Here is a 25,010-nt window from a genome sequence, read left to right on the forward strand (position 1 = left end):
TTTTATGTGTGCCGGTCAGGTATCCCCTATAAGCTCGTAACAAACTGTATACGCAAAAGAAAGTTTTCGTACATATTAAGAACTTTACAAGCATGCGGCTTGAATTACATACAAAGCTTGCTATACTTACCAAAGCGAATCGGGGTGTGGCGCAGCTTGGTAGCGCATCTGCTTTGGGAGCAGAGGGTCGCTGGTTCGAATCCAGTCACCCCGACCACGCGGCAGTAGTTCAATTGGTAGAGCATCAGCCTTCCAAGCTGACTGTTGCGGGTTCGAGTCCCGTCTGCCGCTCCATATGCCCTTTCATTTAGATGTATATCTGAGTGTGCAATCCCTCGCTTGTCGAGGGATTTTTTATGCGAGAGATTTTATTGAGCTTGGGTTTATTGGGCTTGAGCTTTTGCTTCGTTATCCTGAACCAAGCGTGCAATATGTAAGGTTAAATAGGCCAGCTCATTATCGGTAAGCGTTGCGTCGGTGCGCAAAGCAACAATGGCACTTAAAATGCCCGCAATTTTGGCAGCATCAGGAAACGCGTCATTGATTTCTGCTGCTATGGCATCCATTTTGGTACCCGAAAGCTGTTTGTTTTGACTAATGCGCACAAACAAGTAGCGCAAATGCGTAATAAAACGCGCCACGTTAATGGAAGAGGCATCAAAATCCATATTATAGTGCTGAGCTAATACATCAAGAATCTGCTGAATAATGCCAGTCATCTTATAGGTATTAGAAAGGTTGCCCTGGGCAAAGCTAGCATTGACCAAATGCAAGGTAAATGCCACGGCTTCTTGCTGTGGCAGCGTTACTGCCACCAAAGCCGCGTCGTGCGCCAGAAGCTCATTGATTGCTTGCACCAACAGCACACCCTGACAATATTCTGTTGGATATAAGTGCTGCACCTCTGCAGTAAGCGGATAAGAGAATGCATCGTTATGTTTAGCCCGTTCAATGGCCATAGAAACATGGTCTGCAAGCGCAATAATAAGCGCAGGGTTATTCTTGTTAACTGATGTAATGCCAGCTTGAGCACTAGCCTTTTCTACAATATGTAGTATTTCTAGCGGAATACCAGAAATGAGCTGTGCCATATGATCAACATCACGACCGTTAGTAGATACAAAAGTCTGAGCAACCATAGCCTCATTAACTGTATCACCAGGCTTCTTCTGAAAGCCCAAGCCGCGGCCAGTAAGGATAACTTCCTGACCATCTGCGTTGCGCGCAAGGATAACATTGTTGTTAAAGACTCGTAGTAGCTTCATGACCTTCTCCGCCAGATTTGCCTGTTTCTATCGTAGCCCAGAGCACTCATTCTATAAAGCACAAGCCTGCCACACAAATGGGTAGCAGGCTTGCACCGTTATAGCGAGTTACTTGGTTACCTCAATAATTGGAGAGGTAGCTGTAGCATCAAAATCAGTCAATGGTTTTACTGATGAGAAGTCCTGGGTGTTAGTAACAACAACTAACGTAGTGGTGTCATACCCAGCAGATGCAATGGCATCCAAATCTGCAACTACCAACGTATCTCCCGCAGCAACCTTCTGGCCTACCGACACCTTAGGCTCAAAACCCTTGCCTTCGAGCTCCACTGTGTCAATACCCACATGAACCAAGAGCTCCAAGCCATCTGCCGTATTAATACCAAAAGCATGACCAGCTTTTTGCACGACCGAAACCGTACCAGCTACAGGGGCCACAATGGTACCAGACTGAGGGACAATGCCTACACCTTCACCCAATGCTCGAGAAGCGAAGACCTTATCGTTAACAGCATCAAGAGCAACAACCTTGCCGGGAACGGCAGCAATAACGTTGCAGGTACTACCCTTAGTTACCGCAGAAGCAGACGTGGTAGCTGCAGCGGCTGCAACCTGATGGGGTTTCTCGACAGCAGGAGTGGAAACAGCGGCTGCGGCAGCTTCAGCTTCATCGCGAGCAGCATAGAACTCAGCGCGCTGCTCAGGCGTACGGTAGTCGGACACAATGACCAAAATCATGGACGTAAAGAATGCTGCTGCCAAAGCAATTGCATAGGTACTCATAGGAGTAAATGCAGGAATGGTAAGCAGAGAAGTAAATGCAAAAGCAGAGGTGTGGACACCGTTAGAAGAAAGACCCAACAGACCAATGACAATACCACCAACTGCGCAGCCTACGAGCATGCGAGGATAAATGCGCTTGTAGCGAAGGTGAATACCATACAGTGAGGGCTCAGAAATACCACCCAAAAGACCAGCTGCCAAAGCACCAGTTGCAGTCTGACGCATTGCAGAATCGCGATCCTTCATAGCAATGAACAAAACACCAGCGGTAGCGCCAAAGCAGGCAAAGTTCCATGCGCCCATAGGACCTTGAATAAAATCGTAACCCAAGGTATTGATGTTAACGAGCATCAATGCATTCAAAGGCCAGTGCAGACCCAGCGGAACAAGGAAGGGATAAATCAAAGGAATAACAATTGCAAAGACAAAGGGTGCCGTGGTATTAAGCCATGCAAGACCAGCGCCAATACCAGAACCAAGCCAAATAGAAATGGGTCCAATAATAAAAGCGGTCAGAGGAATCATGACAATCATCGAGAAAAACGGAACAAATACCATCTGAACATTCTCGGGGAAAATCTTTTTAAGACCACGATATACCAAAGCCAAAACAGCAACCATAATCAAGGGAACAAAAACCTGTCCACCGTAATCATTAAGCTGCATGGGCAAACCAAAAATGTTTGCTACATATGAGGTAGTGCCCAGCGTAGCGTTGGTTACAGAGGTGGTGTCATAGTTGGAGCTCAGGCTTACAAAGTTAGGGGTCATAACCGCCAACATAATCGTAGCGCCTAACCAAGGATCAATCTCCAGCTTCTTGGAAGCGTTATAAGCAATCATAACGGGCAAGAAGTACAAAACAGCACGCCACATAGCATCAATAAAGACCCAGCCACCAGGCTTGGAGTCCACGTTATTGAATGCCTGAACACCCAATGCCTCCATCATTGCAGCAAAGGCAATAATAAGCGATGCGCCCAGCAATACGCCCAAAATGGGGCGGAATGAATCGGACAAATACTCAAAGAAGGAATCGATAAACGCGCTCTTACCCTGCGTCTTTGCGCGATACTCACTCTTGACATCTGCGTTAGACTTGCCGCCCATCTTTTTCATCTCGGGGAGATTAGAAATCTGGTTGTACATAGTTTGCACAGCGCCACCAATGATTACCTGAAAACGATTACCGCTTTGAGGAACAGTGCCCAACACACCAGGGAGCTGTTCGATAGCGGCAGCGTCTACGTTAGAAGCGTCTTTAAGCTCAAAACGAAGACGAGTTGCACAGCAGGTAAAGCTAACAATGTTGTCAGCTCCACCTACAGCGTCCAAAATAGCTTGCGGTGTCTGAGACTTATCAGCAGCCATTTGAACTCCTTTCTTGTTTCTTGCACCCAGCTTGGCTTGCTCGTTGTTTGGGTTAAACAAAAAAAGACCCGAAAGACGCCTTATGGCATCCTTCAGGTCTTGCCCCAAACCGGGTAACAATCCTTCAATTAGATTAACTGTATCTTAAACATCGCGTTCAAATAATGCAATATCTTTTTGGCTTAATTTTGGTCTATAACCGTTAAGATAGTGGCGGACGTATTTGAACCACCGAATTTGAATCAAAAAGTACCGGAGGAAACGTTATGCCAATACCTAGGCTAGGACGCACACTTGTTATTGCTAATCCTGCCTCTCATAGTGGTAAAGGTGCTGCCGCCACCGACTTTGTTGAGCGTTTTTTAAACAGCTTTGAGTCCGCTACCGAGGGTTACACTATCCAGCGTACAACCGCCATGGGTGATGCTCGCATAATGGCTGCTGCTGCCAGCAAGTATCAAACCGTTATTGCTTTGGGCGGTGACGGCGTTATTCATGAGATTGTTAATGGTCTTATGGACATCCCCACCCAGAAACGTCCTGTCTTGGGCATTATTCCTATGGGTACGGGCAATGACTATGCTCGTACCTTAGGTCTGGCGCGCAATGCACCTGAGGCTGCCTTAGGGCAAATTATGCAAGGCCCCGTGCGCAAGATTGACCTCGGTAAGGTTAATAACGAGTACTTCATGCAAACACTGTCCTTTGGCATTGATGCTGCTATTGCGCATGACACCACTGCACGCCGTAGCCAAGGTGACACACAAGAAGGCACCGCCTTGTTTGTGACCTCCAGCATTAAACTCTTAAGCAAGGCCCAAAAGGGTTGGCATATTCTTGCCACAGTGGACGATACCACCGCCTTGGATTTGCAGGAGATAATCTTTGCGATAAACATTGGTCCAACCTACGGCGCTGGATTCAAAATTTGCCCCGCCGCCATTCCCAATGATGGTCTCTTTGACGTGTGCTATAACGTACGCGTTCCAACGATACCCACCATTTTGAGGCTCCTTGGCATGATGCGTGCTGGTTTACACACTACTTCGCGCGTGATTAACACCATGCGCGCCAAGAAACTCCATATTGAGTTTGATGAGGATGTGCCAGTACAGGCAGACGGAGAAGAACTTGATGGTCGCATCTTTGATGTTGAGTTGCTCCCTGACGAGTTGCAGGTAATTACTTCCCCATCATGCAGTTGGTAGGGTTGTAGCAAAGTTTTTGCAGCAACGTAATTGTGCGTTCACCACAATTGTATTTATGTAAGCGCCAATGCCAGTTGGCGCTTTTTTGTATCGCTTGGATTTTGTCCTATAGCCCTGGATTTTAGTGTCTTTTGGATGCGTCGTATCATTATTAAAATTAATAATGATACGACGTGCTCAGAACTTACCAAACGAGCTACGTTACACCACCAAAAGTGAGTTATAGGGTTATAGGACAACGTCAAAAAAGCGCCCACCAAAAGGTGGACGCTTTAGTTTATTTGCTATGAGAACAAGCAAACCAGCAGTAATGACTCCAAACTCAGAGCAGCAGCTCCTAAGCAGCTTTTATCGAGCAGCTTCCTTAAGAGCAGCGCGCACCTCTGCAGCGGTCTTAAGCCCCATTACCGTATTGGTAAGCTCATCTGCCTCTGCTTTGCTCCACTTAGAGATGGTCTTACGAGTGCGCAAGATGGAAGGAGCAGAAACAGAGAACTCATTTAAGCCAAAGGACAGCAGCACAGGAATGAGCAGGGGGTCTGCCGCAGCTTCTCCGCACATGCCAACCATGATGCCAGCTTTGTTACCCTCGGCAATAAGGTTCTTAAGGGAACGCAAAACAGCAGGCTGATATACCTGGTACAAATAGGCAACACGATCATTGCCGCGATCTGCACACATGGTGTAACCAATTAAGTCATTCGTACCAATAGAGAAGAAATCGCACTCTGCAGCTAAGTCATCTGCAATAAGAGAAGCTGCGGGAGTCTCAATCATAGTACCCACTTCGATGTTCTCGTTAAACTGGATACCAGCAGCACGAAGCTCGTTCTTGCACTCCTCTACCAGTGCCTTAGCCTCACGAACCTCATCAATGGTAGTTACCAAAGGCAGCATAATCTTGATGTCGCCAAAAGCAGAAGCACGCAACAACGCGCGAAGCTGAACCTTATACTGATCAGGATTGTTCAAGCAATAGCGCACAGCACGGAAGCCCATGAAGGGATTTTCTTCCTTTTGCAAATTAAGGTAAGGAATCTCCTTGTCGCCACCAACATCAAGCGTACGGATGATGATGGGCATACCCTTCATGCGCAACGCAACCTTCTGATAGGCAGCAAACTGCTCGTCCTCGGAAGGAAGCTCAGAGGCATCCATAAACAAAAACTCAGAGCGAAACAGACCAATGCCCTCAGTATCATGCTCAGCAGCCACATTGGCATCATCAGGATTACCAATGTTGGCAACTAACAGGACCTTCTCACCATCTGCGGTAAGTGTCTCTTTGCCACGATAGGCTTCAAGCGCAGCCTTTTCTTCGGCGTACTTTTTGGCCTCATTGCGATACTGGGAAAGCTCGGCATCATTAGGATTGGCAATAACAGCTCCATTGGTGCCGTCCACCACCACGGTGTCGCCGTTCTTGATAGCGGTGGTAACGTCTGCAACGGACAAAACTGCAGGAATCTCTAGGGCGCGGGCAATAATTGCAGAATGAGAAGTGCGACCGCCCGTCTCGGTAACAATGCCAGCTACGTTGTCCTTGTCAATATCTGCCGTCATGGAAGGCGTAAGCTCATGCACCACGACAATGGAGTTCTCGGGCAGCGTGGATAAATCTACGACCTGCTTGCCCAAAAGATCTGCCAAAAGACCTGTCCTTACGTCTGCAACGTCTGCTGCACGCTCGCGGAACAACTCGTCTTCCATCTGAGAAAACATAACGTAGTAAGACTCATAAGCATCGTAAACAGCCTGCTCAGCACACATGCCAGACTCAATGGAGCCATTGACCATCATCTTGATGCCATCGTCCTCAGCAAACTCAATGTGAGCACCCATAATAGCTGCTGCATCATCGCCCACTGTCTTGGACATACGCTCAATCTGAGCGTTGGTCTGCTCAACAAACTTAGCAATAGCCGCAGCATAACGTGCCTTCTCGGCAGTTGTATCTTCAGGTGCGTGCGGAGTAAACGTCAGGTCGGGCTCTACCGCAACCTGCGCCACGCCAATTCCAATGCCATCGGATGCATTAACTCCCTGGAACATGAAACCTCCCAAACTGTGTGTAGCCACACGAATAGCCATAAGTAAGCGTATTCCTTACTTTATATCCATAATAATATGATTATTTATGAGCTATATTCAAAAAACTATTAATTCAGCTTGTTGATAAGATCAAGGGCAGTTGCTAAGGCTTCGTCTTCACGCTCGCCGTCGCATACAATTGTAATCTCGGAACCAGTAGGGATACCAATACCCAATAAAGCAAGAGGACGCTTGGCATCCGCGTGCTTGCCCTGAGAAATTACCTCAATTTTGCAAGGAAAATCATACAGCGCATCAGAAAATGTTGTTGCCGGACCAATATGCAAACCGTTGGGATTGGTAAGAGTAACTGTCTGAGAAACCATAACGCTCCTTATGAATCCATCAATGTATCTAGACGACGCTCTGCCTTGTGCACACGGTCAAGAGCAGCATCAATCTCTTCTTTATGCTCTTCAAGAACTCCACCTAAAGATGCGTAGAGTTTCTCGATAGTTTCACGATTTGCAAGATATTTGGACGATGCGGTAGCAGAACCGCAGCTCGACGCAAAGTTAAGCGCCGTGTCATAATCTGCGCCTTCATCCAACTTGGCCAAGAAGCCAGCAACCATAGAGTCTCCGGCACCCGTAGCGTTAACCAACTTGCAAGGAGGAACCAAGGTAATATGCTCATTACCGTACTCATCCAGCAAAGCAGAACCGTACTTGCCGCAAGAAACAATGACGTTTGCGGCACCACGATCATGCAAAATGCGTGCAAAAGGCAGGCACTCCTCTGGAGTCTCTGGCTTCTCATTAAATAAGCGACCAACCTCATGATTGTTGGGCTTAATCAAAAAGGGCTTGGCGCTGAGGGCGCGCAGCAAAAGCGTACCAGGAGCATCTACAACAAAGCGAATACCGCGACCAGCTAGGTGATTCATAATCATGTCATAGGTAGTGTCTGGCAAGCTCTTGGGAATGGAGCCGGTAAGCACCACGGTGTCCCCCGACTGAATCATTTCCATGCGCTGGAGCAGCTCTTCCAGCTTGCGATGAGGAATCTTAGGGCCCATACCGTTAACAATAGACATAACAATGCCGTTGAGCTTAACGTTAATACGGGTATTGCCCTTGTCTAGGCGAACAAAGTTACAGGAAATGCCCTGAGACTGGAGCGACTCAATCAGATAGTCCCCCGTAAAGCCACCGCAAATACCCATTGCAATATTGGCTACTCCGAGCTCATTTAGGATGCCTGCGATATTAATACCATTACCGCCACAATACATTTCCTCATTGGAAGACCGGTTAGTGAAGCCCATATCGAGCGTAAGCGGATGCATTACATAATCGATTGCAGGATTGAGAGTAACGGTATAAATCAAGACGAACCCTCCCGAAGATTTTCTCAAGACTGTATACAAGTATGACGCATTAGGAGCCTTTTTTACACGTAAAAGTATCGATACATGCGCACAAATTGCAAAAACGTATCTTTAGCAGGCACAAATCGCTCAGGCGTGATAAAATCCCTTTGCATGCGCCCGTAGCTCAATTGGATAGAGTATCGGACTTCTAATCCGCTGGCTGGGGGTTCGAATCCCCCCGGGCGCACCAGCACACAAGCAAAGCCAGGGCTTCATGCTCTGGCTTTACGTTTTGGTTTACGTTATGAGCCTGTGCCGTGGCTATGGGTCTCATCTAGTCCGCGGGCGGATACGAGCAAATAAGCTCCATGGATTCTGTGGTGCTCACAAAGCTCAGCACGTCAATACCAGCAGGAACAATAAAATGGTCTCCCCTTGCAAGGACCTGCCCATTAACGGTGCCCGAGCCCTCAATAACGCTTACGCACAAAAAGGGCCAGTGGGCAGTAAGCTGTGTAGGCGTGGCAGCGTCCGTGGTAGCAGCTACACGCACCCGCTCTACCGTATAGCGGTCACAAGCGATCAAACGAGTTACGCCGTTTTTCTCGACAGCGGTAATAGTGCCGTTGGTGGGCGGCTGCTGATTGTAGTCAATAACGTCCAGCGACTGCTGCAAATGCAGCTCGCGCAGGCTACCATCTGCTTGACGACGGTCATAATCATACACGCGGTACGTCACGTCTGAAGACTGCTGGGTCTCCAAAATAAGCGTGCCGCCACGGATTGCATGCACGCAACCAGGATCAATCTGGAAAAAATCACCGGTTTTAACGGGGATGATGTTGAGAAGCTCGTCCCAGTTGCCCGCGTCTACCGCGCGAGCAAACTCCTCGCGCGAGTGAGCATTTTGACCAATTACGATAGTGGCACCAGGCTCAGCATGAAGAACGTACCAGCACTCGCACTTACCCAATGAACCGTCCTCATGCTCAGCAGCATAGACGTCATCTGGGTGCACCTGAATAGACAGGTCATCATCTGCGGCAAGGATTTTAACAAGTAAGGGGAATTGCTCGCCGCTCAGATTGCCAAACAACTCACGGTGTTGCGTCCATAACTCAGACAAGTACATGCCCGCATAGCTGCCCTTCGCCACTTTGCAATCACCCGCGGGATGAGCAGAAATCGCCCAACACTCACCTATAGGGCCATCAGGAATCTGGTAGCCAAAGTCAGACTCAAGCATGCGACCACCCCAAATTTTTTGGTGGAAAACAGGTTCCAAAAAAATGAGCTCTGGTGTGCGGTGCGTCGTATGTGCTGCGGGCGCTGCATGTGCCGTATCTGCCATAAGTACTAATCTCCTGTCACGCCAAGACAAAACATGCGGTGGTGTTTTGATTCCTTATAGATTCCTTATACCTTGCATGAGCACAAACGTGTATTAAGGTCTTTGATTCCCATGCGTCGTATCATTATTAATTTTAATAATGATACGACGCAACGCAAAAACAACCAGCAATTGCCGCGCAAAAGCGTCGCCAAGCTATCGAACTAACAAAAAACTCAGGGCCTCCAAAAGGCTCTGAGTTAGAATTCAAATGGTGGATCGTCAGGGGTTCGAACCCTGGACCTTGGGATTAAGAGTCCCCTGCTCTACCAGCTGAGCTAACGATCCATATTCACTTATGAATGGGGTGGGTGAAGGGTCTCGAACCCTCGACCTACGGAGCCACAGTCCGTCGCTCTGCCAACTGAGCTACACCCACCATTTGCCCACCTCAAATGGCGCGTGTATTATTATTGCAAAAAACACAGGGGATGCAAGTGTAAATCTGAACTTTTTTGCAATCACATTTTGAACAGAACTTTAACCTGCTTATACAACCCGCCTATACAACCCGCTTACAAAAGACACTCTGCGATCTGCACTGCATTAGTCGCAGCACCCTTACGAATTTGATCACCACAGCACCAAAATGTTAAAGAACGCTCAGGCCGAGGGCTTGAAAGGTCCCGACGGATGCGGCCAACAAGAATCAAATCCTGGTCAGAGGCATCCAAAGGCATGGGATACACAAGTTCATCGGGTTTATCGACAACCTTCACGCCAGGCGCCTCAGAAAGGATTGCACGCGCCTCTTCTGGAGAAATATCTTTCTCAAAGTCAATCGTAATGGATTCTGAATGCGAGCGCATAACTGGGACGCGCACACAGGTGCAACTCACGCAAAACTGAGGCAGGTGCATAATTTTGCGCCCTTCATGCTGCATCTTGAGCTCTTCGGACGTGTAGTTCTCCTCCGTAAAACCACCTATTTGCGGAATAAGGTTATAGGCCAGCTGATAGGCAAAAGGATCTGTTGCGCCAACATCTTGACCAGCGTTAAGTGCCCGATGTTCGCGGACCAGCTCGTTAAGACCAGGCATTCCCGCGCCAGATGCAGCCTGATAGGTAGAGACAATCATGCGCTTGATGCCCGCTGCCTGATGAAGCGGCCATGTTGGCACCAACCCAATAATGGTTGCGCAGTTGGGATTGGCAATAAGGTTACGCGGATGGCATGCAATATCTTGCTTGTTGATTTCTGGAATAACCAACGGGACGTCATCGCAAAGCCTAAACGCATGGCTGTTGTCTATGCACACAGCACCTTGCTGCGCGGCCTGTGGTAGCAACTCAGCTGCTTGCGTATCCCCAGCGGCACCAAGAACAATATCCACACCAGCAAAAGCCTGCGGAGTTGCCAGCTGAACTGGGTAATCTGTATCACAAAATCGAACTGTTTTACCCACAGAACGCTCTGACGCAAGCGGCACCAAACGTGAAACCGGAAACTTGCGCTCCTCTAGACACTGCATCATTTGCATGCCCACTACACCCGTGGCACCCAAAATTGCTACAACTTTACCAGCCATGCTATCTCCCTTACTCGCTGGTAGCACACACCATCTCGCTCTTTACAAAGCGCTCGTAAATAACGCGGATTGCCGTATTAAAGTCTTCATTGGTAACGCCTAAGATAATAGAAATCTCCTGAGAAGACTGTGTAATCATGCGAATATTTACACCTGCTTCACCCAATACGCCAAAGATACGTCCTGAAGTGCCCGCGCGACGGCTCATATTACGACCAACGATGCTGATAAGTGCAAGATGGTCCACCACCTGCACAGAATCGGGCTTCAGTTCCTTTTGTAAGTCAGCAACAATGGAATAAATAGTATTAGAAACATCTGCGCCATTAACCACAATGCCAAAGGAATCTATGCCCGTAGGTACGTGTTCTACCGACACGTTATATCGCTCAAAAACAGAAAGTGCGCGGCGGATAAAACCTACCTCAGTAGACATATGCGCCTTTTGGATATGCACTGCCGTAAAGTTTTTACGACCTGCTACACCAGTAATAAGGTGTTCACGCTCCCGCTCCTCGGCCGTCTCGCGAATCATAGTACCCACGGCATCAGGATTGTTAGTGTCCTTAATTTGAATGGGAATATTTGCCTCTCGAACAGGAAAAATTGCTTCTTCTTGCAAAACGGAAGCGCCCATATAAGAAAGCTCGCGCATCTCATCAAAAGTAATGCGATGGATGGTGCGAGGGTTATCCACAATACGAGGGTCTGCCGCCAAAAACCCAGAGACGTCAGTCCAGTTTTCATACACATCTGCCGAGAGCGCCCGCGCTACAACAGCACCGGTAATATCCCCACCGCCGCGCTCAAAGAGCTTAATCTTACCGTCAGATGTGGCACCGTAAAACCCGGGCAGCACAAAACTGCCCTTCTCGGCAACCGTTTGCTGCAACAGACGAGCTGTCATGTCCTGATTAAGGCTGCCATCATGATGAAAGCGGATAACATCTGTTGCATCCACAAAGGGCTTATCGAGAAGCTCGGCCATGAGACGCGCGGTAAACCACTCCCCGCGAGAAACAATATACTCCGCAGATACATCTTTAACATGCATGGCAAACTCGTCAAACTTTTGTGCAATGGGATACGTAAGCTTAAGCTCGCGCGCCAATTCCACATAGCGCTCTTTAATGGTTTGCAGCAATGCCGTGCAGTCTACGTGGTAGGCAATGTGGGCATTAACCAGCAGCAATAAATCCGTAATCTTGTTATCTGTGGCAAAACGCTTACCCGATGCAGATACCACAATATAGCGTCGGTCTGGGTCTGCAGCCACAATAGAAGCAACTTTTTTGAACTGTTGGGCATTGGCAACACTGGTGCCACCAAACTTTGCAACCTTGAGCATGAACTATATCTCCTCACGCTGAGCGATGGGTGAATCATCGGATGGATTAATAGATGGATTATTGGATGGATACGCAGCTACAAAACTCTGTGGATCTTGCAGACACAACTGCTGCAAAAGCTGGGAAGCTTGTTGTGCCGTAAGGGATGGCACAAGTTTAAAGTTTGTTGCCAATGATGAAGGAAGTGCATTGGCCACAGATGACAAAGACATAAACTCTGCTGGAATAGCAGCCGTTGTGCGAACCACATAATCGCTGGTAAGCAACGTGCAGTCATAGGTTTTATGGGTAGTAATACGGTAGACAGGATGCATACCTGCAGCACAATCCAACATGTCTTGTACCATAGCGTTGCCCGTTGGCAAGCTCCCAGCACCTTGCCCACAAAACGTAAGTTCTCCAATGGACGTGCCTATAGCGGTAGCACTATTAAAATTGTTGGGAACGTGAGCCTCCAACGCAGATAGAGGCAACACCACGGGCTGCACCGCCAGCGCATATGCCTCATTGGTAGCGACGCCTTGGCCCATGAGCTTAACAGCAAAGCCACACGATGCCAGCGCATCCATATCCGCACGAGTAAGCGTACGAATACCTAAGGTAGGGATACTAGATGTGCAAAAGACATCAAAAGCAATTGCCGCAGAAATGATGGTTTTATTGGCAACATCAATGCCATCAATATCCGCAGATGGGTCTGCCTCTGCATAACCCAATGCCTGTGCAGTACAAAGCGCCTCAGCAAAACTATCCTGAGAGTGCGCCATGCGGTCCAAAATATAATTGGACGTGCCATTAAGAATGCCGCTAAAAGATGATATGGCATCTATGCGACGCATTTTACGCAAACCAGCAATCCAGGGCATACCGCCACCCGTCGTTGCTTCTAGGTATAAGCCAACGCCATGTTCTGCTGCAGTACGAGCAAATATGTCAAAGTTTTGAGCCACAACCGCCTTGTTGGCGGTTACCACATGTTTGCCCGCTTCAAGTGCAGCCAAGATATAGCTACGTGCTGGTTCTATGCCCCCCATACATTCCGCCACGAGCTCCACGCTTGTATCGGCAAGAATGGAATCAAATGCATCCGTATCACGCGGGTCAGAAAGTTTTCCAGGGCGCTTAAGGATGTGTGTAATCTGTAATGTGGGACATGAGCTGGACACAATATGGTCCACACCTCGCCCTACCGTTCCGTATCCGAGCAAGGCAATATTCATGCGCGTTCCAATCGATTGAACGTTTCCAGTTGGTAGCCAAACACCCACAAAGTTCCTTTTACCGTTACTATATGCATAGGTTTGCTTAAATTGCTATAGCTATGGAGTAGCTTATGAGTACTTTTTACCACAGCACGCGTTCTACACATGAACTATTAACAAGTAAGCAAGCAATTTTACAAGGTATTGCCGCTGACGGAGGGTTGTTTATCTGTGACAATCTGGCAGATAAACGCGTGGACCTTCAAACCATTTGTAACAATAGCTTCATGCACAATGCCATATTGATACTGCACACTTTATTGGATGATTTTACGGCTCAAGAGGTAGAGAAGTGCGTGGAGGCAGCTTATGGCACCAGCTTTGATAGCCCCGCCATAACGCCTGTTACTCCTTTGGGCACATCATGGGTACTTGAGCTGTGGCATGGCCCTACCAGCGCTTTTAAAGATATCGCCCTGCAAATGCTTCCACAGCTTATGCGTGTTTCTAGGCATGGTGATGGCCGCAACGTCATGATTGTGACTGCTACCTCAGGAGATACAGGTAAGGCTGCCCTAGCTGGTTTTGCAGATGTTGCTGGCACAGGCATTACCGTGTTTTATCCTGAAGGCAAAGTCTCTGACGTGCAGCGATTGCAGATGGTAACCCAAACTGGCAACAACGTTGCCGTAAGCGGTGTTGCGGGCAATTTTGATGACATCCAAACACAGGTTAAACATATTTTTGCCAACCGCAAGTTAGCAGAACGACTTGCTGCTCACAACATTGTTTTATCAAGCGCAAACTCCATCAATATTGGCAGGCTCGTACCTCAGGTGGTCTACTACTTTGACGCCTATGCACAGCTCGTTCGTTCAGGAGCATTAACGCTGGGCGACCCCCTTGAGTTTTATGTCCCAACGGGCAATTTTGGCAATGTGCTTGCCGGTTACTTTGCCAAGCTTATGGGTCTGCCCATAGCAAAACTTACCGTTGCTTCCAACGCCAATGATGTGTTGTTTGATTTTATTCGTACCGGAGTCTATGACCGCCGCCGTGCTTTTAACAAGACCATCTCTCCCTCTATGGACATCTTGGTTTCTTCCAATTTGGAGCGCTTGCTCTACCTGCTTTCCAATGGCGATTGTGAGCGCATTAGCAGCTATATGACTCAGTTATCAGAACAAGGCTTCTATCGCATTAGCAAAGATCTTCTCAGCGCCTTGCAAGATACCTTTGCCTGTGGCCGCGCTGATGACACCCAAACACGTGCTGCCATCCATAAGGCCTGGACTAACGAGAAGGTCCTTTTAGATACCCACACCGCCGTTGCCACGAGTGTTATGGACGCAGTTCAGCCAGCTTGTGCATGCCGTGTAGTACTTGCTACTGCCAACGCATATAAGTTTTCTGCAGATGTGCTTGAGGCTGTAACCGGCACAGCTTGCACACGTTCTGGCTTTGAAGCCATGCGTGAACTGCAACGCCTCACGGGCATTCCTGCACCACAACAACTGAGCAGCCTGCATACTGCACAGGTATTGCATCCCCACGTATGTTCCATTGATGCCATGGGAGCTGTTGTATCCGCTGCGTGTGAGAAGAGTTTTTAATGGTTTGTATAACCGTACCTGCTACCTCGGCAAACTTAGGCGTTGGCTTTGACTGTTTGGGCATGGCCTTAAACCTATACGCACGATTTAGCTTTGAGTGCGCAGACGAACTGAGTATTGACGGCTGTGATCCGCGTTTTTGCACTGCCGACAATCTTGTATGGACCAGTTTTTGTAACACCCTAACTGAGTTGGGACACACGCCCTTTCCCGTACATCTAACCATAGATTCTGGCATCCCTCTATCGGGTGGCTTAGGATCAAGCTCTGCTTGCGTCGTAGCAGGCGTTGTAGCAGCACAAATCCTCAGCGGTCGTGCTTACAACCAAGCATTTACCTTAGATATGGCCACTCAGTTGGAAGGCCATCCTGATAACGTAGCTCCCGCCATTATGGGTGGGCTAGTAAGCTCGTTTACTGCTCCTATAGATACCTCCGCTGCCCCTGCCAACACCACCGATGAACGCTTCCAGAGCAAGGTTTTCTCGACTCACTTTGATGTATGCGCTGACCTGCATTTTATTACCATCGCTCCCCCCTATGAGGTGCGCACAGCAGATGCTAGACGCGTGCTACCCGCTACCGTTCCTTTTGAGGATGCCGTTTGGCAAATGGGGCGTGTAGTTGGCGTCATTGAGGCTTTAACCTCGGGAAATATGGAGCTTTTTGCGGCTGCCAATACAGACCGTCTTCATGAACCATATCGTAAGCAACTTATTGCAGATTACGAACACCTGCGTACCTGCACATTGGCGCATGGTGCTGATGGCTTTATGATTTCTGGCTCTGGCTCAAGCATGATTGCGGTTACCCATGAGCAAAAAACTGCAGAGGCACTTATGAGTGCCATCCGCAGTTCTTATCCAAACTATTGGGTACGTGATTTACGCGCAACTCAATCAGGAGTACAGATTAGCCCTGCTGCGCCATAATTTGCTCCATAACAAATGAGTCATCCCTTGTTGAGGTAGGCTCAGTGGCTTCAGGCACATGCTTCATATGGCGAGGCTTGTAGCTGCTCTTCTTAGTTGGCTGCAATACCTGTAGCCGTGTACTGGTACCACCATCAATAACACGCAGGTAATCATACTTCTTTGCATGTGCACCATATCGCTTGGAGCGAGCCTTTTCTTCCTCATCAGAAATCAGATATGCTACATAGCTTTTCTCATCCGTAATCTCAGGATGGTTAGCAGGAGCACGGAAGTGCAGCACCTCGGTGCCGGGCTCAAGGAAGTCAGGTTCATCAAGCGCGTCCATGTCAAACGCGCTGGGCATCGCAGAAGGCGCAGCTTGTTTGGCTACTGACGCGGTGATTGGCGTAGCGACCGGTGTGTTAGATACCTGAGCGTCAGCGGTAATCTTGCTGTTGGCACTACCAGACTCAATGGTGGATACGCTGTTGGATTTTACAGCCTGGATACCATCAGATGTAGCACAAACCATTTGTCCCGTAAGCTCTACGGCAGCACTCGCCACAACAGGCTTAGGCGCAGAAGACGGAATATTTACAGCAACGGAGCCGGTATCGTCGAGCTTCTCATCTAATGCGGCAAGGGCAAGCTCCCACATATCACGCTTGTTGCTTAACTCTTCACTTTCACGGCGCTCAGGGTACATGCCCAAGTCCAGGTGAGCCACACGAGAAACCACTTCTGCATGACGACGACGTGACTGAGCCTCTGCTGGCGTCGGCGTTTGAGGCTGAGGCACCGTTGGATCATCTGGCAACGATTCAAACAAGCTGCCACGGGTAATGTTGGGGCCAACGGTAGCCTCCCACCAAGTGGTTCCTACATCACCAACAGAACCGTCGGCACGCTCGATGATGGGCAAGCCGTCCATCATACTGCCACTAAAGCGAGCTCCCAAACGCTCCAGCAGAGTAACCTTTACACCCTGCTGCTGGATGGCAACACGCTGCTTATAACGCTGTGTATCAACATAGTTCTGAGCAATTTGCTCGTAATCACGAGCTGCGTGAGCACCTGCAACAGCAGAGGAAGTCGCAGCCTGTGAGGACTTCTGAGTGGAAGTAGACAGGTTGGATGAAGGGCCGCCAGCAGCAGAGTCTTCGGCAGAAGTGCCGGCAAAAGAGGTCTCGGCGGAAGAGGCCATGTCATTCATCCGATGCCAAATGACATCTTCAGTTTGCCAAGAATTATCCATAGCCGCACGTTGCTTACGAACAACAGCATATGTGACACCCGCGATACCTGCACAGATTGCCAAAGCAGCGGGAATAATCACACGAGGACCAGGTAGCGAGGAAATAGTCTGAGCAGAAATGGCCATAGCGGTACGCGGAACGCTCATACATACAGCGCTCACCAGTCCAGCATACACTGCTGGATGTGTACTATAGCGTTTCATATTCCTCAATACCTTCCCTGCAAGACTTGCAAGGGCGGTAACAATCTTAGCTACGATATAAGGTTAGTCTTGCCATACCAGCTGACCAACACAAACACAACGGCGTAGTTTGTTTTAAGAGTGTGTACCGTCGCTTGCTAAACCTAAGTTCAACATATCTTTTTTGAGTGTAGCGTGACTTGGACAAAAAACTATCGAGAAATACAAAATAGTAGGTAACTTTATAATTTTTTTGCTACAAACGGGCAAAAAAGTTCGGTTTTAGCCCTCAATGCATCACGCCATAAACGTTGTGTCATGAGTAAGTTCTCAGCGCGTCGTGTCATTATTAATTTTAATAATGACACGACAGAATCCAAAACAACCCACATCCCATCTTTATAAGCACCCCATTTTTGCAAGCGCCTCATCTTTGTACGCAAAAAACGGGCGCCCGCTACCTAAAGAGCGAGCGCCCGAACATTACTCTGTATACGTTTGTATGTCTGCTTATGCAGTTACAAGACACGCGCTTCTATGAACCCTATAAAGCATCCACGTGCTCAGCGTTTTGAGCCTTCTTAGCAGAACGAATGAGGAACTCCTCATTGTTGTTAGTTGCTTTAAGTCCCTTAACCAGCGAAGACTCAGCACGCTCCACATTGTTCATGTTGGCAAGAATGCGGCGAATACCCCATACAAATGGCTGTAATGCTTGATCAATGAGTAGCTCCTCATTACGAGTGCCAGAAGCCACGGGGTCAATTGCCGGGAAGATGCGCTTATCGGCCAGATCACGATCAAGCTTAAGCTCCATATTGCCGGTGCCCTTAAACTCCTCGAAGATTACCTCATCCATCTTCGAGCCCGTATCAATAAGCGCAGAGGCAATAATGGTGAGCGAGCCACCATTTTCTATGTTGCGCGCGGCACCCAAGAAGCGTTTGGGCGGATACAGTGCTGCAGAGTCTACACCACCAGACAAAATACGACCACTTGCAGGCTGCGCCAAGTTGTAAGCACGAGCAAGGCGTGTAATGGAGTCCAGTACAACTACTACATCCCCGCCCAACTCTACCAGACGCTTTGCACGCTCAATTACCAGCTCGGAAACAGCGGTATGATTCTCGGCAGGCATATCAAAGGTGGATGCCACAACCTCACCCTTGATGGAACGCTGCATATCCGTAACTTCCTCAGGACGCTCGTCCACCAAAAGACAAATAAGATGTACCTCGGGATTGTTGACAGCAATAGACTGGCAAATATGCTTAAGCACCGTAGTTTTACCAGCTTTAGGGGGCGAAACAATCAGACCGCGCTGACCCTTACCAATAGGAGAAACCAAATCAATTGCGCGACCCGTAATGGAATCCTTACCGTTTTCAAGTCTAAGCGGCTCATTAGGATAAATAGGCGTAAGGTCACGGAACTTGGGACGCTTACGAGCCTCCTCAGGCGTTAGACCATTAATGGATGTGATGCGTCCAACGGGAGGCAAAGATTTGTTAGTTCCACGAGCAGGAACTACAACGCCTTCAATATAATCGCCAGGTCGCAAGCTATATTGGCGAATCATCTGGCTAAAGATATACGCATCGTTAGGGCCATGCATATACCCATCGCAGCGAACAAACCCGTGGCCTTCCTTCTGGATTTCCAGCACGCCACAAACCTGCCTAAAGCCCTCAGCGCGAGCAGCTGCGGTATAAATCAACTCAATAAGGTCGGTCTTTTTAACGCCCACAAAATCAATGTCGAGCTCAGCAGCCTTAGTGCGCAGCTCAGCCACCTTCATCTCGGCCAATTGCTCACGGGTAAGCGACGGCTCTGCATTGGTGTCTACAAAATTGTTACGACGATTGTTATTGCGACGGTTATTATTACGCTCATTGCGCGAAGTACGCTCATTACGAGTATCTTTATCATTGCGAGAATCGCGGTCATTTTGAGCATTGGAATTACGAGAAGAACCATTGTTGGCAGAACCTTGTACGTCCTGCAGATTTTTAACACTACGACCAGGACGTCCTGGGCGGCGGCGAGGAGCACGTGACTCTTGTTGCTCTGCTGGTGCATCTGCTGTAGGTGCCGCATCAGCTGATGTGTCCACGCTCTGTGCTGCAGCTACAAGAGCTGCTGCTTCCGCTTCCGAGAGAGTCTGCGTAGGAGCAGGCTCCACCTTATTGCTCCCCTTGGTATGACGTTGCGTACGCTTAGTCATTTTCTTAACGTCTTTACCCTTTGCAGTAGTTGTACTGCCAGACGTGGAGGACGCAGGAGAAGTGTTTGCGGTGGCATCCGTGTCTGACGCATGCAAGACCTGTGGCACTGGCGCTGATGTAGCTTGCGCAGCCTGTGTAGCTTGAGCTGCCTGTAGTGCTGCAAGCGCTGCCTCATAGGCGGCCTTCTCTGCTTTAGAAGGACGACCACGGCGACGCTTGGGCAACACAATGGGCTCACCCCCAGCAGCGGTAATGCCCGCATTTGCCACCACAGCAGATGATGAGGGCACCATTGCTGGCGTAGACGCATCATCCGTTACAGCAGCAGAAGCAGCGGTTTTTTTGGTACGCCTCCGACGCGGTTTTGCAGGAGTAGTTTGGGTAGTCTGATTGATTTGGGTACTTTGAGTAGTTTGAGGTGCTTGAGATTGTTCTGATTGTTCGTTCTGGACAGTAGTGTCTGCCACGCTTTGTCTCCTTCAAATGGATACTAAAAATCAACACGGTGTTGATACAACTTGTGAAGTTGAAAAAGGAATAAGACTCAAAAAGTAGACAAGATAATTGAGCCATCAGCGAGTATATCATACAAGTAGTACCAATGCTGAAAAATACGTGACAAATACTTTAGCTTATGCGCGACAATGCTCTAGATCTATAACCGCATCGACTGTCTCATTAAGAAACTCTACATCGTGAGACACAATAAAGACAATATTATTCTTTTGTGATACCGCCTTAATAAGACGAGAAACGCTCAGCATGTTCTCATAATCCATGCCTGAAGTAGGCTCATCGAAATAGATAAAACGGGAGCCCTTAAAAAGGGTAGCTGCAATCACTACACGCTGTTTTTGCCCACCAGACAGGCTAAAAGGGTGACGTTCGCGCAACTCATACAGTGAAAGATCTTTAAGAAGCTGGTCTCGTGCTTGCAAATCATATTCTTTCATGCCAAGACAAACCTCACTTTGGACATCCTCGCTAAAGAGCTGATGATTAACATCCTGCATAACCAGTGACGAAGCAGCAAGACGTTTTTTTGCAGAAAGTTTCTTTGTGCCTAGAAAGATTTCTCCATGTGCGTACGCATTTACACCAATCATGGCGCGCACAAAGCTCGACTTGCCGCAGCCATTGCGCCCAATAATGCCGTAAATATTACCCATCTCAAACGTAGTATGTTCCACCCGTAGTCCTGCCGATTGTCCAGGAAAATCCACAGAGAGAGATTGCAGGTACAAGCTACCATCCGTTTGATGTGGACATGATTCTTTTGTCTGTATCATAGGTACTGCAAGCGCTGTTTTCTTTACATCACGCAATCCCAAGGCGCCTCGTTGTTCACCTGACCACGCCAACACATCTTGTACGCAATATTCCGTAACAGAACTATGCGTTACCACAAAAAACCGATCCACAATATCCATGAGGTAATATAAACGGTGCTCGGAAAGTATCAGCGAAACACCACGTTCTTTTAAAAGAACAAGCATGTTGTGAAACAAATCAATATACTGTGCATCCAAATTAGAGGATGGCTCATCAAGCAAAATAATACCTGTGCCCGCAATATAGCACGAAGCAACACACAGGATTTGCTTTTCTCCGCCCGAGAGCTGAAAAATATTACGATCGAGCAAATGTTCTATGGGAAACAGCGTCAACATATCTTTAAGACGCCTATCCATCTCAGCGCGAGAAACCCCTGTGTTTTCTAAATAAAAGAGTAGCTCAAGCGTCGTGTCTACATTAAAGAAATGGGTCTTGGGATTTTGAAATACATTGGAGATAAGCTGTGCAATCTCAAAGACTTCAAGTGTATGTATCTTTTGCCCATCAACAAGAATATCCCCATCTACGTGTGCTCCATCATAGCGAGGACCAAGTCCATTTATAGCATTGATAAGGGAAGTCTTTCCCGAGCCACTTTTGCCCGTAAAAACTGCACACTCACCATCATGGATTGTCAGCGAAATATCTTTAAGAATGCTAGAGCAAGCTGCTTCTTTACCATATGAAATAGTAAGGTTTTTTATTTCAACCATGTGAGACCTCCCACAAGTAAAGCGCCCATAATGCCAACAAATACGGCATCAATCAATTGAAACTTTACTTCGGTGTAACGTATGGACGGTGTGGGGTTCTCGATACATTTGACTTCCGCAGCTTTGGCAATGTCATCAGCAATAGTAGAACACATAATAAGAAGAGGAACTGCTACATGTTCTACATAGGCAATAGGATTTTTAAACGATATCCCCCGTACTTTCATGGCAAGCTTAATATTGCGCCTCTCCTCATGAAACGAAGGGAAAAAGCGAAACATTACTGCTATGGGAATAGAGATGGACTTAGGCGCATGAATCGTATCCAAAGACGACAAAATGCTGCCCACATCTGATGTTTTTACCAAATACGCTCCTATAAATATGGGCAGATAAAATATGCGAACTATTAAGAAAAACGAGATAAACATTTTAAGAAGTGCAGGATAAGCCATAACTCCATCAATTGGCGGTATCATAAAAAGCAGCAGATAGAAAAGACATGCTTTAAGTCCCATGCTAAAAAATCCCGCAAGCGTACAAAACAAGGTAAGTACCAGCACAATAGCCAACCCCACCCAATCTGGCAGTGGATGCACGATGACTATGATGTCCAAGGCAAGAACAACAACAATTTTGCTTAAGGGATTTGGATTAAACTGTGCACGTTTCTCTTTTGCAACAGAAAAGCTATCCTGCTGCATTAGATAATACCTGCTTTTTCAAAATGCTTCTTGAGCAAAGCTTTTCCAATGAAACCGCCAATCAGCCCTCCTACAAGAGCACCTACTATGATAAGTCCCATTGTGGGATAATTCATGAGCTTATCGAGAGCAGTGGTATACTCTGCGCCCATTACTGCACGAGTCAGCTCTAGATACCTATCGCGTACCAAAAATATCTGCAAGAACGATCCGCATGACCACGCATTAAAGACTGCTGCGGCTGCAATATTATGCATCATGCTCTTAAAATTACCTGCACGACGAATAAACTCTGCAATAAGCAGTACAACACAAGCATAAAGAGGAACAGCAATGGTATGTCCTCCTGTAAACATAGCAAGTGGGGCAAGCATGCCAAAAATAAACAGAGCCCAAGCCTTGGGGACCTTTGCCATAAAGAGCATAACAATAGTGCTCGCAATAATACCCAAAAGCGTAGGCCAAATAAGAAAGAGGATGGGTACTATGCCTATCATGCCTGAGCCAAACATCACTACAAAGTAAACAACTGCAAAGATACCTATGGTTACCAAATCTTTTATGTTGAGTTTTTCGGTATTCATAGCACTCCTATTCTTTGAGTGAACTGCATTCCAGATTTTTGTTTTTCTGTCTCCAAGCTATGAAGTGCAGCTCAGTCCGAAACCTTCTCTTTTTTGTTAAAATAACATCGTAATTGTTAGTCAAGGTTAACTAATGCTTCGTATAGATTGTCTCAAAATGGAGTAAATACGAACGATTTTTACGTTGTGCGAACAATTGCACAAGGTATGGAATACACAAAAGACTACATCAGACTGCAAGCCAGACGACAAAAGGAGATGTATGACTCACGCAAAACAGGTATTTTATGCTGCCTTTTCTCATATTTCTCCCACTATGCGTTCGCAAATTATGCCTCAATTGGAGCAGATAAAAGCTTATCCAGAAAACAAATGGACCGGTGTTGGTAAAGTCTTTCGTGTAGATACAGCGCAGGCACGCGGATGGTATTGGTGGTATGTTCCCTTTGAAGGCTGTCTTGTCTCTCGTATGAACTGGCTTGCACTTGAAAACTTTTCGCTCGAAGAAAAGCCTATTGAGGACTTTGTTTGCATTGGCAACATGCAAACGCAAGAACTTGAACTCATGAATGATATTTGGAAACAGAAAGGTCTTCCGCCCCTCCATCTGCATATTGATACAGATGATTTTGAGACTATAACTCAGTGTGTCCCACAAGCTACGGTTTCTTTCCCCTACTCTGCGGGAACCTATCAATTTGAAATTAAAGCGCAAACTGTGTATTCGAGCACAACGGTGTGTCTTACCATAGCGCTTTTGCATAAACTTGCTCAACAATTTGACGAGTTACATCAGGCGGCATGCGCACTTATTGATAGGCCCCTGATTTTTAATAGCCAAGAACTTATTACTTTTTTTGCAAAGCTTTTGCCAAGTAATTTTTCTGAGAAAACCTCACGGGTAGATACCTACGCACAAGTACTTACTATGCTGAGCCTCATTGCAAAAACTACGTTTAATGACTCTTGTACTCATACTGAACCAACCCAAGAGGTAGCATGTTCTTCTCGCAAAAATAAACGATTTTCTCAAGCCATCATTGCACTGCTACAGGACTCTCTTTCTTGTCCACCGACGCTTGATGAACTTGCTCGTGCTTTCCATGTGGGGCGTACCAAACTGTGCACGCAATTTAAAAAAGAACAAGGTCACAGTATTGGTGATGTACTTACACAGCTGCGCATACAAAAGATAGAAGAGGGTCTTCTTTGCGGTAAAACACTCAAACAGATTGCACATGAGCTTGGCTATACCAGTACGACATCAGTACGGATATTTTTTATCAAACAAAGAGGTATGTCACCAAAATCTTGGCTCAAAGAACAAGGATGCTAAAGATTGAGCAAGTTAGCTTACGCACTAAAACGTACGCATCTACAACATAGGCATACACTTTGAGAAAAGGCATGTAGCTACACGCAGCTACATGCCTGCAAATTACCTATTCTCAAAGTGTCCAGTTAAGCTTACTAAGCAAGTTACATCTTGGTAGGTGCAGAAACACCAATCATCTTGAGGTTAAGAGCCAAGACGCGGCGTACCGCATCACACGCAGCCAAACGTGCACGAGACAGCTCTGGATCTACAGGACGCCCCTCAGAAGGAAGCACCTGGCAATTGTTGTAAAACGCATGGAAGTCACTTGCAAGCTCTTCCAAGTAATGCGTCAAACGGAAAGGTGCGCGATCACGTGCTGCAGAGGCAATCATATCGCTCATGGAATTGAGTTTACGTGCAATTTGAAGCTCGGTAGGATCAGTAAGCAACGAGAGGTCGTACGTCTCGCCAATTGCTTGAGCTGCTACAGCATTCATGCCCATGCCCTCGGCTTGAACATCATCTATACCCGCAGCACGACGCAAGATGGAACAAATACGTGCGTGAGCATACTGTACATAGAATACAGGGTTGGAAGCATTGCGCTGCTTAACAGCCTCAATATCAAAATCAATGGTCTGATTAGAGGATTTGGATACCAAAGTA

General features: G+C 47.5%; 19 protein-coding genes and 5 tRNA genes. 7 read left to right on the forward strand and 17 right to left on the reverse strand.

The genetic code is table 11. The annotated features are described in order from the left end of the window. Window positions 1-140: 140 nt before the first annotated feature. Both SPD80_RS06110 and SPD80_RS06115 read left to right on the forward strand, forming a co-directional pair. Window positions 141-217: transfer RNA gene (locus tag SPD80_RS06110), tRNA-Pro, on the forward strand. A 1-nt stretch (window position 218) separates the two neighbouring features. Next, a tRNA-Gly gene (locus SPD80_RS06115) sits at window positions 219-294 on the forward strand. Window positions 295-383: 89 nt separating this feature from the next. Here the strand turns inward: SPD80_RS06115 and SPD80_RS06120 are convergent. Continuing rightward, window positions 384-1,265 (reverse strand): PRD domain-containing protein, encoded by an 882-nt coding sequence (locus SPD80_RS06120; protein ID WP_320828959.1) that lies wholly within the window; start codon window positions 1,263-1,265, stop codon window positions 384-386. Between the two features lie 108 nt (window positions 1,266-1,373). Continuing rightward, window positions 1,374-3,419, reverse strand: a complete 2,046-nt coding sequence (locus SPD80_RS06125) for a glucose PTS transporter subunit IIA (protein WP_320828960.1) — start codon at window positions 3,417-3,419, stop codon at window positions 1,374-1,376. Window positions 3,420-3,685: 266 nt separating this feature from the next. On the opposite strand from SPD80_RS06125, the gene SPD80_RS06130 reads away from it, so the two are divergent. After that, window positions 3,686-4,627 carry a diacylglycerol kinase family protein gene (locus SPD80_RS06130; RefSeq protein WP_320828962.1) on the forward strand — a complete coding sequence of 314 codons (942 nt, stop codon included), beginning with the start codon at window positions 3,686-3,688 and terminating at the stop codon, window positions 4,625-4,627. Between the two features lie 348 nt (window positions 4,628-4,975). Here the strand turns inward: SPD80_RS06130 and ptsP are convergent, their stop codons facing one another. The 3 genes from ptsP to SPD80_RS06145 all read right to left on the reverse strand — a co-directional run bounded on the left by ptsP (window position 4,976) and on the right by SPD80_RS06145 (window position 8,048). Next, the gene (ptsP, locus tag SPD80_RS06135) at window positions 4,976-6,679 is read right to left on the reverse strand and encodes a phosphoenolpyruvate--protein phosphotransferase (RefSeq protein ID WP_320828964.1); all 1,704 of its coding nucleotides are present in this window, start codon (window positions 6,677-6,679) and stop codon (window positions 4,976-4,978) included. A 107-nt stretch (window positions 6,680-6,786) separates the two neighbouring features. Continuing rightward, complete coding sequence (locus SPD80_RS06140; RefSeq protein ID WP_320606220.1) at window positions 6,787-7,044, reverse strand: HPr family phosphocarrier protein; 258 nt, start codon at window positions 7,042-7,044, stop codon at window positions 6,787-6,789. Window positions 7,045-7,052: 8 nt separating this feature from the next. Continuing rightward, window positions 7,053-8,048, reverse strand: coding sequence for a 1-phosphofructokinase family hexose kinase (locus tag SPD80_RS06145; RefSeq protein ID WP_320828965.1), 996 nt, complete (start codon window positions 8,046-8,048; stop codon window positions 7,053-7,055). A gap of 155 nt (window positions 8,049-8,203) precedes the next feature. Here SPD80_RS06145 and SPD80_RS06150 point away from each other — a divergent pair. Next, window positions 8,204-8,280: transfer RNA gene (locus SPD80_RS06150), tRNA-Arg, on the forward strand. Window positions 8,281-8,364: 84 nt separating this feature from the next. On the opposite strand, the gene SPD80_RS06155 is transcribed toward SPD80_RS06150, so the two are convergent. The 6 genes from SPD80_RS06155 to SPD80_RS06180 all read right to left on the reverse strand — a co-directional run bounded on the left by SPD80_RS06155 (window position 8,365) and on the right by SPD80_RS06180 (window position 13,518). Continuing rightward, entirely contained in the window at window positions 8,365-9,381 is a 1,017-nt protein-coding gene (locus SPD80_RS06155; RefSeq protein ID WP_320828967.1) for a type I phosphomannose isomerase catalytic subunit, read from the reverse strand. 251 nt (window positions 9,382-9,632) lie between these two features. Next, window positions 9,633-9,708, reverse strand: a tRNA-Lys gene (locus SPD80_RS06160). 15 nt (window positions 9,709-9,723) lie between these two features. Beyond that, a tRNA-His gene (locus SPD80_RS06165) sits at window positions 9,724-9,799 on the reverse strand. Window positions 9,800-9,935: 136 nt separating this feature from the next. Then, window positions 9,936-10,949 (reverse strand): aspartate-semialdehyde dehydrogenase, encoded by a 1,014-nt coding sequence (locus SPD80_RS06170; protein ID WP_320828968.1) that lies wholly within the window; start codon window positions 10,947-10,949, stop codon window positions 9,936-9,938. Between the two features lie 10 nt (window positions 10,950-10,959). Then, window positions 10,960-12,297 (reverse strand): aspartate kinase, encoded by a 1,338-nt coding sequence (locus SPD80_RS06175; RefSeq protein WP_320828969.1) that lies wholly within the window; start codon window positions 12,295-12,297, stop codon window positions 10,960-10,962. Between the two features lie 3 nt (window positions 12,298-12,300). Beyond that, window positions 12,301-13,518: a homoserine dehydrogenase gene (locus SPD80_RS06180; RefSeq protein WP_320828970.1), complete on the reverse strand. Its 1,218-nt coding sequence runs from the start codon at window positions 13,516-13,518 to the stop codon at window positions 12,301-12,303. A gap of 113 nt (window positions 13,519-13,631) precedes the next feature. On the opposite strand from SPD80_RS06180, the gene thrC reads away from it, so the two are divergent. Together thrC and thrB are read left to right on the forward strand one after the other, a co-directional pair. Next, window positions 13,632-15,113 (forward strand): threonine synthase, encoded by a 1,482-nt coding sequence (gene thrC / locus SPD80_RS06185; RefSeq protein ID WP_320828971.1) that lies wholly within the window; start codon window positions 13,632-13,634, stop codon window positions 15,111-15,113. Continuing rightward, complete coding sequence (thrB, locus tag SPD80_RS06190) at window positions 15,113-16,045, forward strand: homoserine kinase (protein ID WP_320828972.1); 933 nt, start codon at window positions 15,113-15,115, stop codon at window positions 16,043-16,045. Before thrC ends, thrB begins: the two co-directional genes overlap by 1 nt. On the opposite strand, the gene SPD80_RS06195 is transcribed toward thrB, so the two are convergent. The 5 genes from SPD80_RS06195 to SPD80_RS06215 form a co-directional block, all read right to left on the reverse strand. Next, complete coding sequence (locus SPD80_RS06195) at window positions 16,026-17,486, reverse strand: hypothetical protein (RefSeq protein ID WP_320828974.1); 1,461 nt, start codon at window positions 17,484-17,486, stop codon at window positions 16,026-16,028. The two genes, thrB and SPD80_RS06195, sit on opposite strands and share 20 nt — an antisense overlap. Before the next feature lie 523 nt (window positions 17,487-18,009). Continuing rightward, window positions 18,010-19,983, reverse strand: coding sequence for a transcription termination factor Rho (gene rho / locus SPD80_RS06200; RefSeq protein ID WP_407061954.1), 1,974 nt, complete (start codon window positions 19,981-19,983; stop codon window positions 18,010-18,012). A gap of 339 nt (window positions 19,984-20,322) precedes the next feature. Continuing rightward, on the reverse strand, window positions 20,323-21,738 hold the full coding sequence (locus tag SPD80_RS06205; protein ID WP_320828976.1) for an ABC transporter ATP-binding protein: 1,416 nt from the start codon (window positions 21,736-21,738) through the stop codon (window positions 20,323-20,325). Continuing rightward, window positions 21,726-22,442, reverse strand: a complete 717-nt coding sequence (locus tag SPD80_RS06210; protein WP_320828977.1) for an energy-coupling factor transporter transmembrane component T — start codon at window positions 22,440-22,442, stop codon at window positions 21,726-21,728. The genes SPD80_RS06205 and SPD80_RS06210 overlap by 13 nt, the downstream gene beginning before the upstream one ends. Further along, a complete protein-coding gene (locus tag SPD80_RS06215) occupies window positions 22,442-23,026 on the reverse strand; it encodes an MptD family putative ECF transporter S component (protein ID WP_320828978.1) in 585 nt (194 codons plus the stop codon). Before SPD80_RS06215 ends, SPD80_RS06210 begins: the two co-directional genes overlap by 1 nt. 262 nt (window positions 23,027-23,288) lie before the next feature. Here SPD80_RS06215 and SPD80_RS06220 point away from each other — a divergent pair, with 262 nt between their 5' ends. After that, window positions 23,289-24,362 (forward strand): AraC family transcriptional regulator, encoded by a 1,074-nt coding sequence (locus SPD80_RS06220; protein WP_320828979.1) that lies wholly within the window; start codon window positions 23,289-23,291, stop codon window positions 24,360-24,362. A gap of 143 nt (window positions 24,363-24,505) precedes the next feature. Here the strand turns inward: SPD80_RS06220 and SPD80_RS06225 are convergent. Next, window positions 24,506-25,010: DALR anticodon-binding domain-containing protein (locus tag SPD80_RS06225; RefSeq protein ID WP_320828980.1), on the reverse strand; the 505-nt coding region annotated here is incomplete at its 5' end.

It is taken from the genome of Atopobium sp. (assembly GCF_034113385.1).
Lineage (GTDB): Bacteria > Actinomycetota > Coriobacteriia > Coriobacteriales > Atopobiaceae > Atopobium.

Bases quoted from the DNA above. Each gene is read 5' to 3' on its own strand.
- thrC (WP_320828971.1), top strand. From the start codon at position 13,632: ATGAGTACTTTTTACCACAGCACGCGTTCTACACATGAACTATTAACA.
- SPD80_RS06155 (WP_320828967.1), bottom strand. From the start codon at position 9,381: ATGGCAGATACGGCACATGCAGCGCCCGCAGCACATACGACGCACCGC.
- SPD80_RS06130 (WP_320828962.1), top strand. From the start codon at position 3,686: ATGCCAATACCTAGGCTAGGACGCACACTTGTTATTGCTAATCCTGCC.
- thrB (WP_320828972.1), top strand. From the start codon at position 15,113: ATGGTTTGTATAACCGTACCTGCTACCTCGGCAAACTTAGGCGTTGGC.
- rho (WP_407061954.1), bottom strand. From the start codon at position 19,983: ATGGTGCCCTCATCATCTGCTGTGGTGGCAAATGCGGGCATTACCGCT.
- SPD80_RS06125 (WP_320828960.1), bottom strand. From the start codon at position 3,419: ATGGCTGCTGATAAGTCTCAGACACCGCAAGCTATTTTGGACGCTGTA.
- SPD80_RS06215 (WP_320828978.1), bottom strand. From the start codon at position 23,026: ATGAATACCGAAAAACTCAACATAAAAGATTTGGTAACCATAGGTATC.
- SPD80_RS06205 (WP_320828976.1), bottom strand. From the start codon at position 21,738: ATGGTTGAAATAAAAAACCTTACTATTTCATATGGTAAAGAAGCAGCT.
- SPD80_RS06180 (WP_320828970.1), bottom strand. From the start codon at position 13,518: ATGAATATTGCCTTGCTCGGATACGGAACGGTAGGGCGAGGTGTGGAC.
- SPD80_RS06140 (WP_320606220.1), bottom strand. From the start codon at position 7,044: ATGGTTTCTCAGACAGTTACTCTTACCAATCCCAACGGTTTGCATATT.
- SPD80_RS06220 (WP_320828979.1), top strand. From the start codon at position 23,289: ATGACTCACGCAAAACAGGTATTTTATGCTGCCTTTTCTCATATTTCT.
- ptsP (WP_320828964.1), bottom strand. From the start codon at position 6,679: ATGTTCCAGGGAGTTAATGCATCCGATGGCATTGGAATTGGCGTGGCG.
- SPD80_RS06195 (WP_320828974.1), bottom strand. From the start codon at position 17,486: ATGAAACGCTATAGTACACATCCAGCAGTGTATGCTGGACTGGTGAGC.
- SPD80_RS06170 (WP_320828968.1), bottom strand. From the start codon at position 10,949: ATGGCTGGTAAAGTTGTAGCAATTTTGGGTGCCACGGGTGTAGTGGGC.
- SPD80_RS06120 (WP_320828959.1), bottom strand. From the start codon at position 1,265: ATGAAGCTACTACGAGTCTTTAACAACAATGTTATCCTTGCGCGCAAC.
- SPD80_RS06210 (WP_320828977.1), bottom strand. From the start codon at position 22,442: ATGCAGCAGGATAGCTTTTCTGTTGCAAAAGAGAAACGTGCACAGTTT.
- SPD80_RS06175 (WP_320828969.1), bottom strand. From the start codon at position 12,297: ATGCTCAAGGTTGCAAAGTTTGGTGGCACCAGTGTTGCCAATGCCCAA.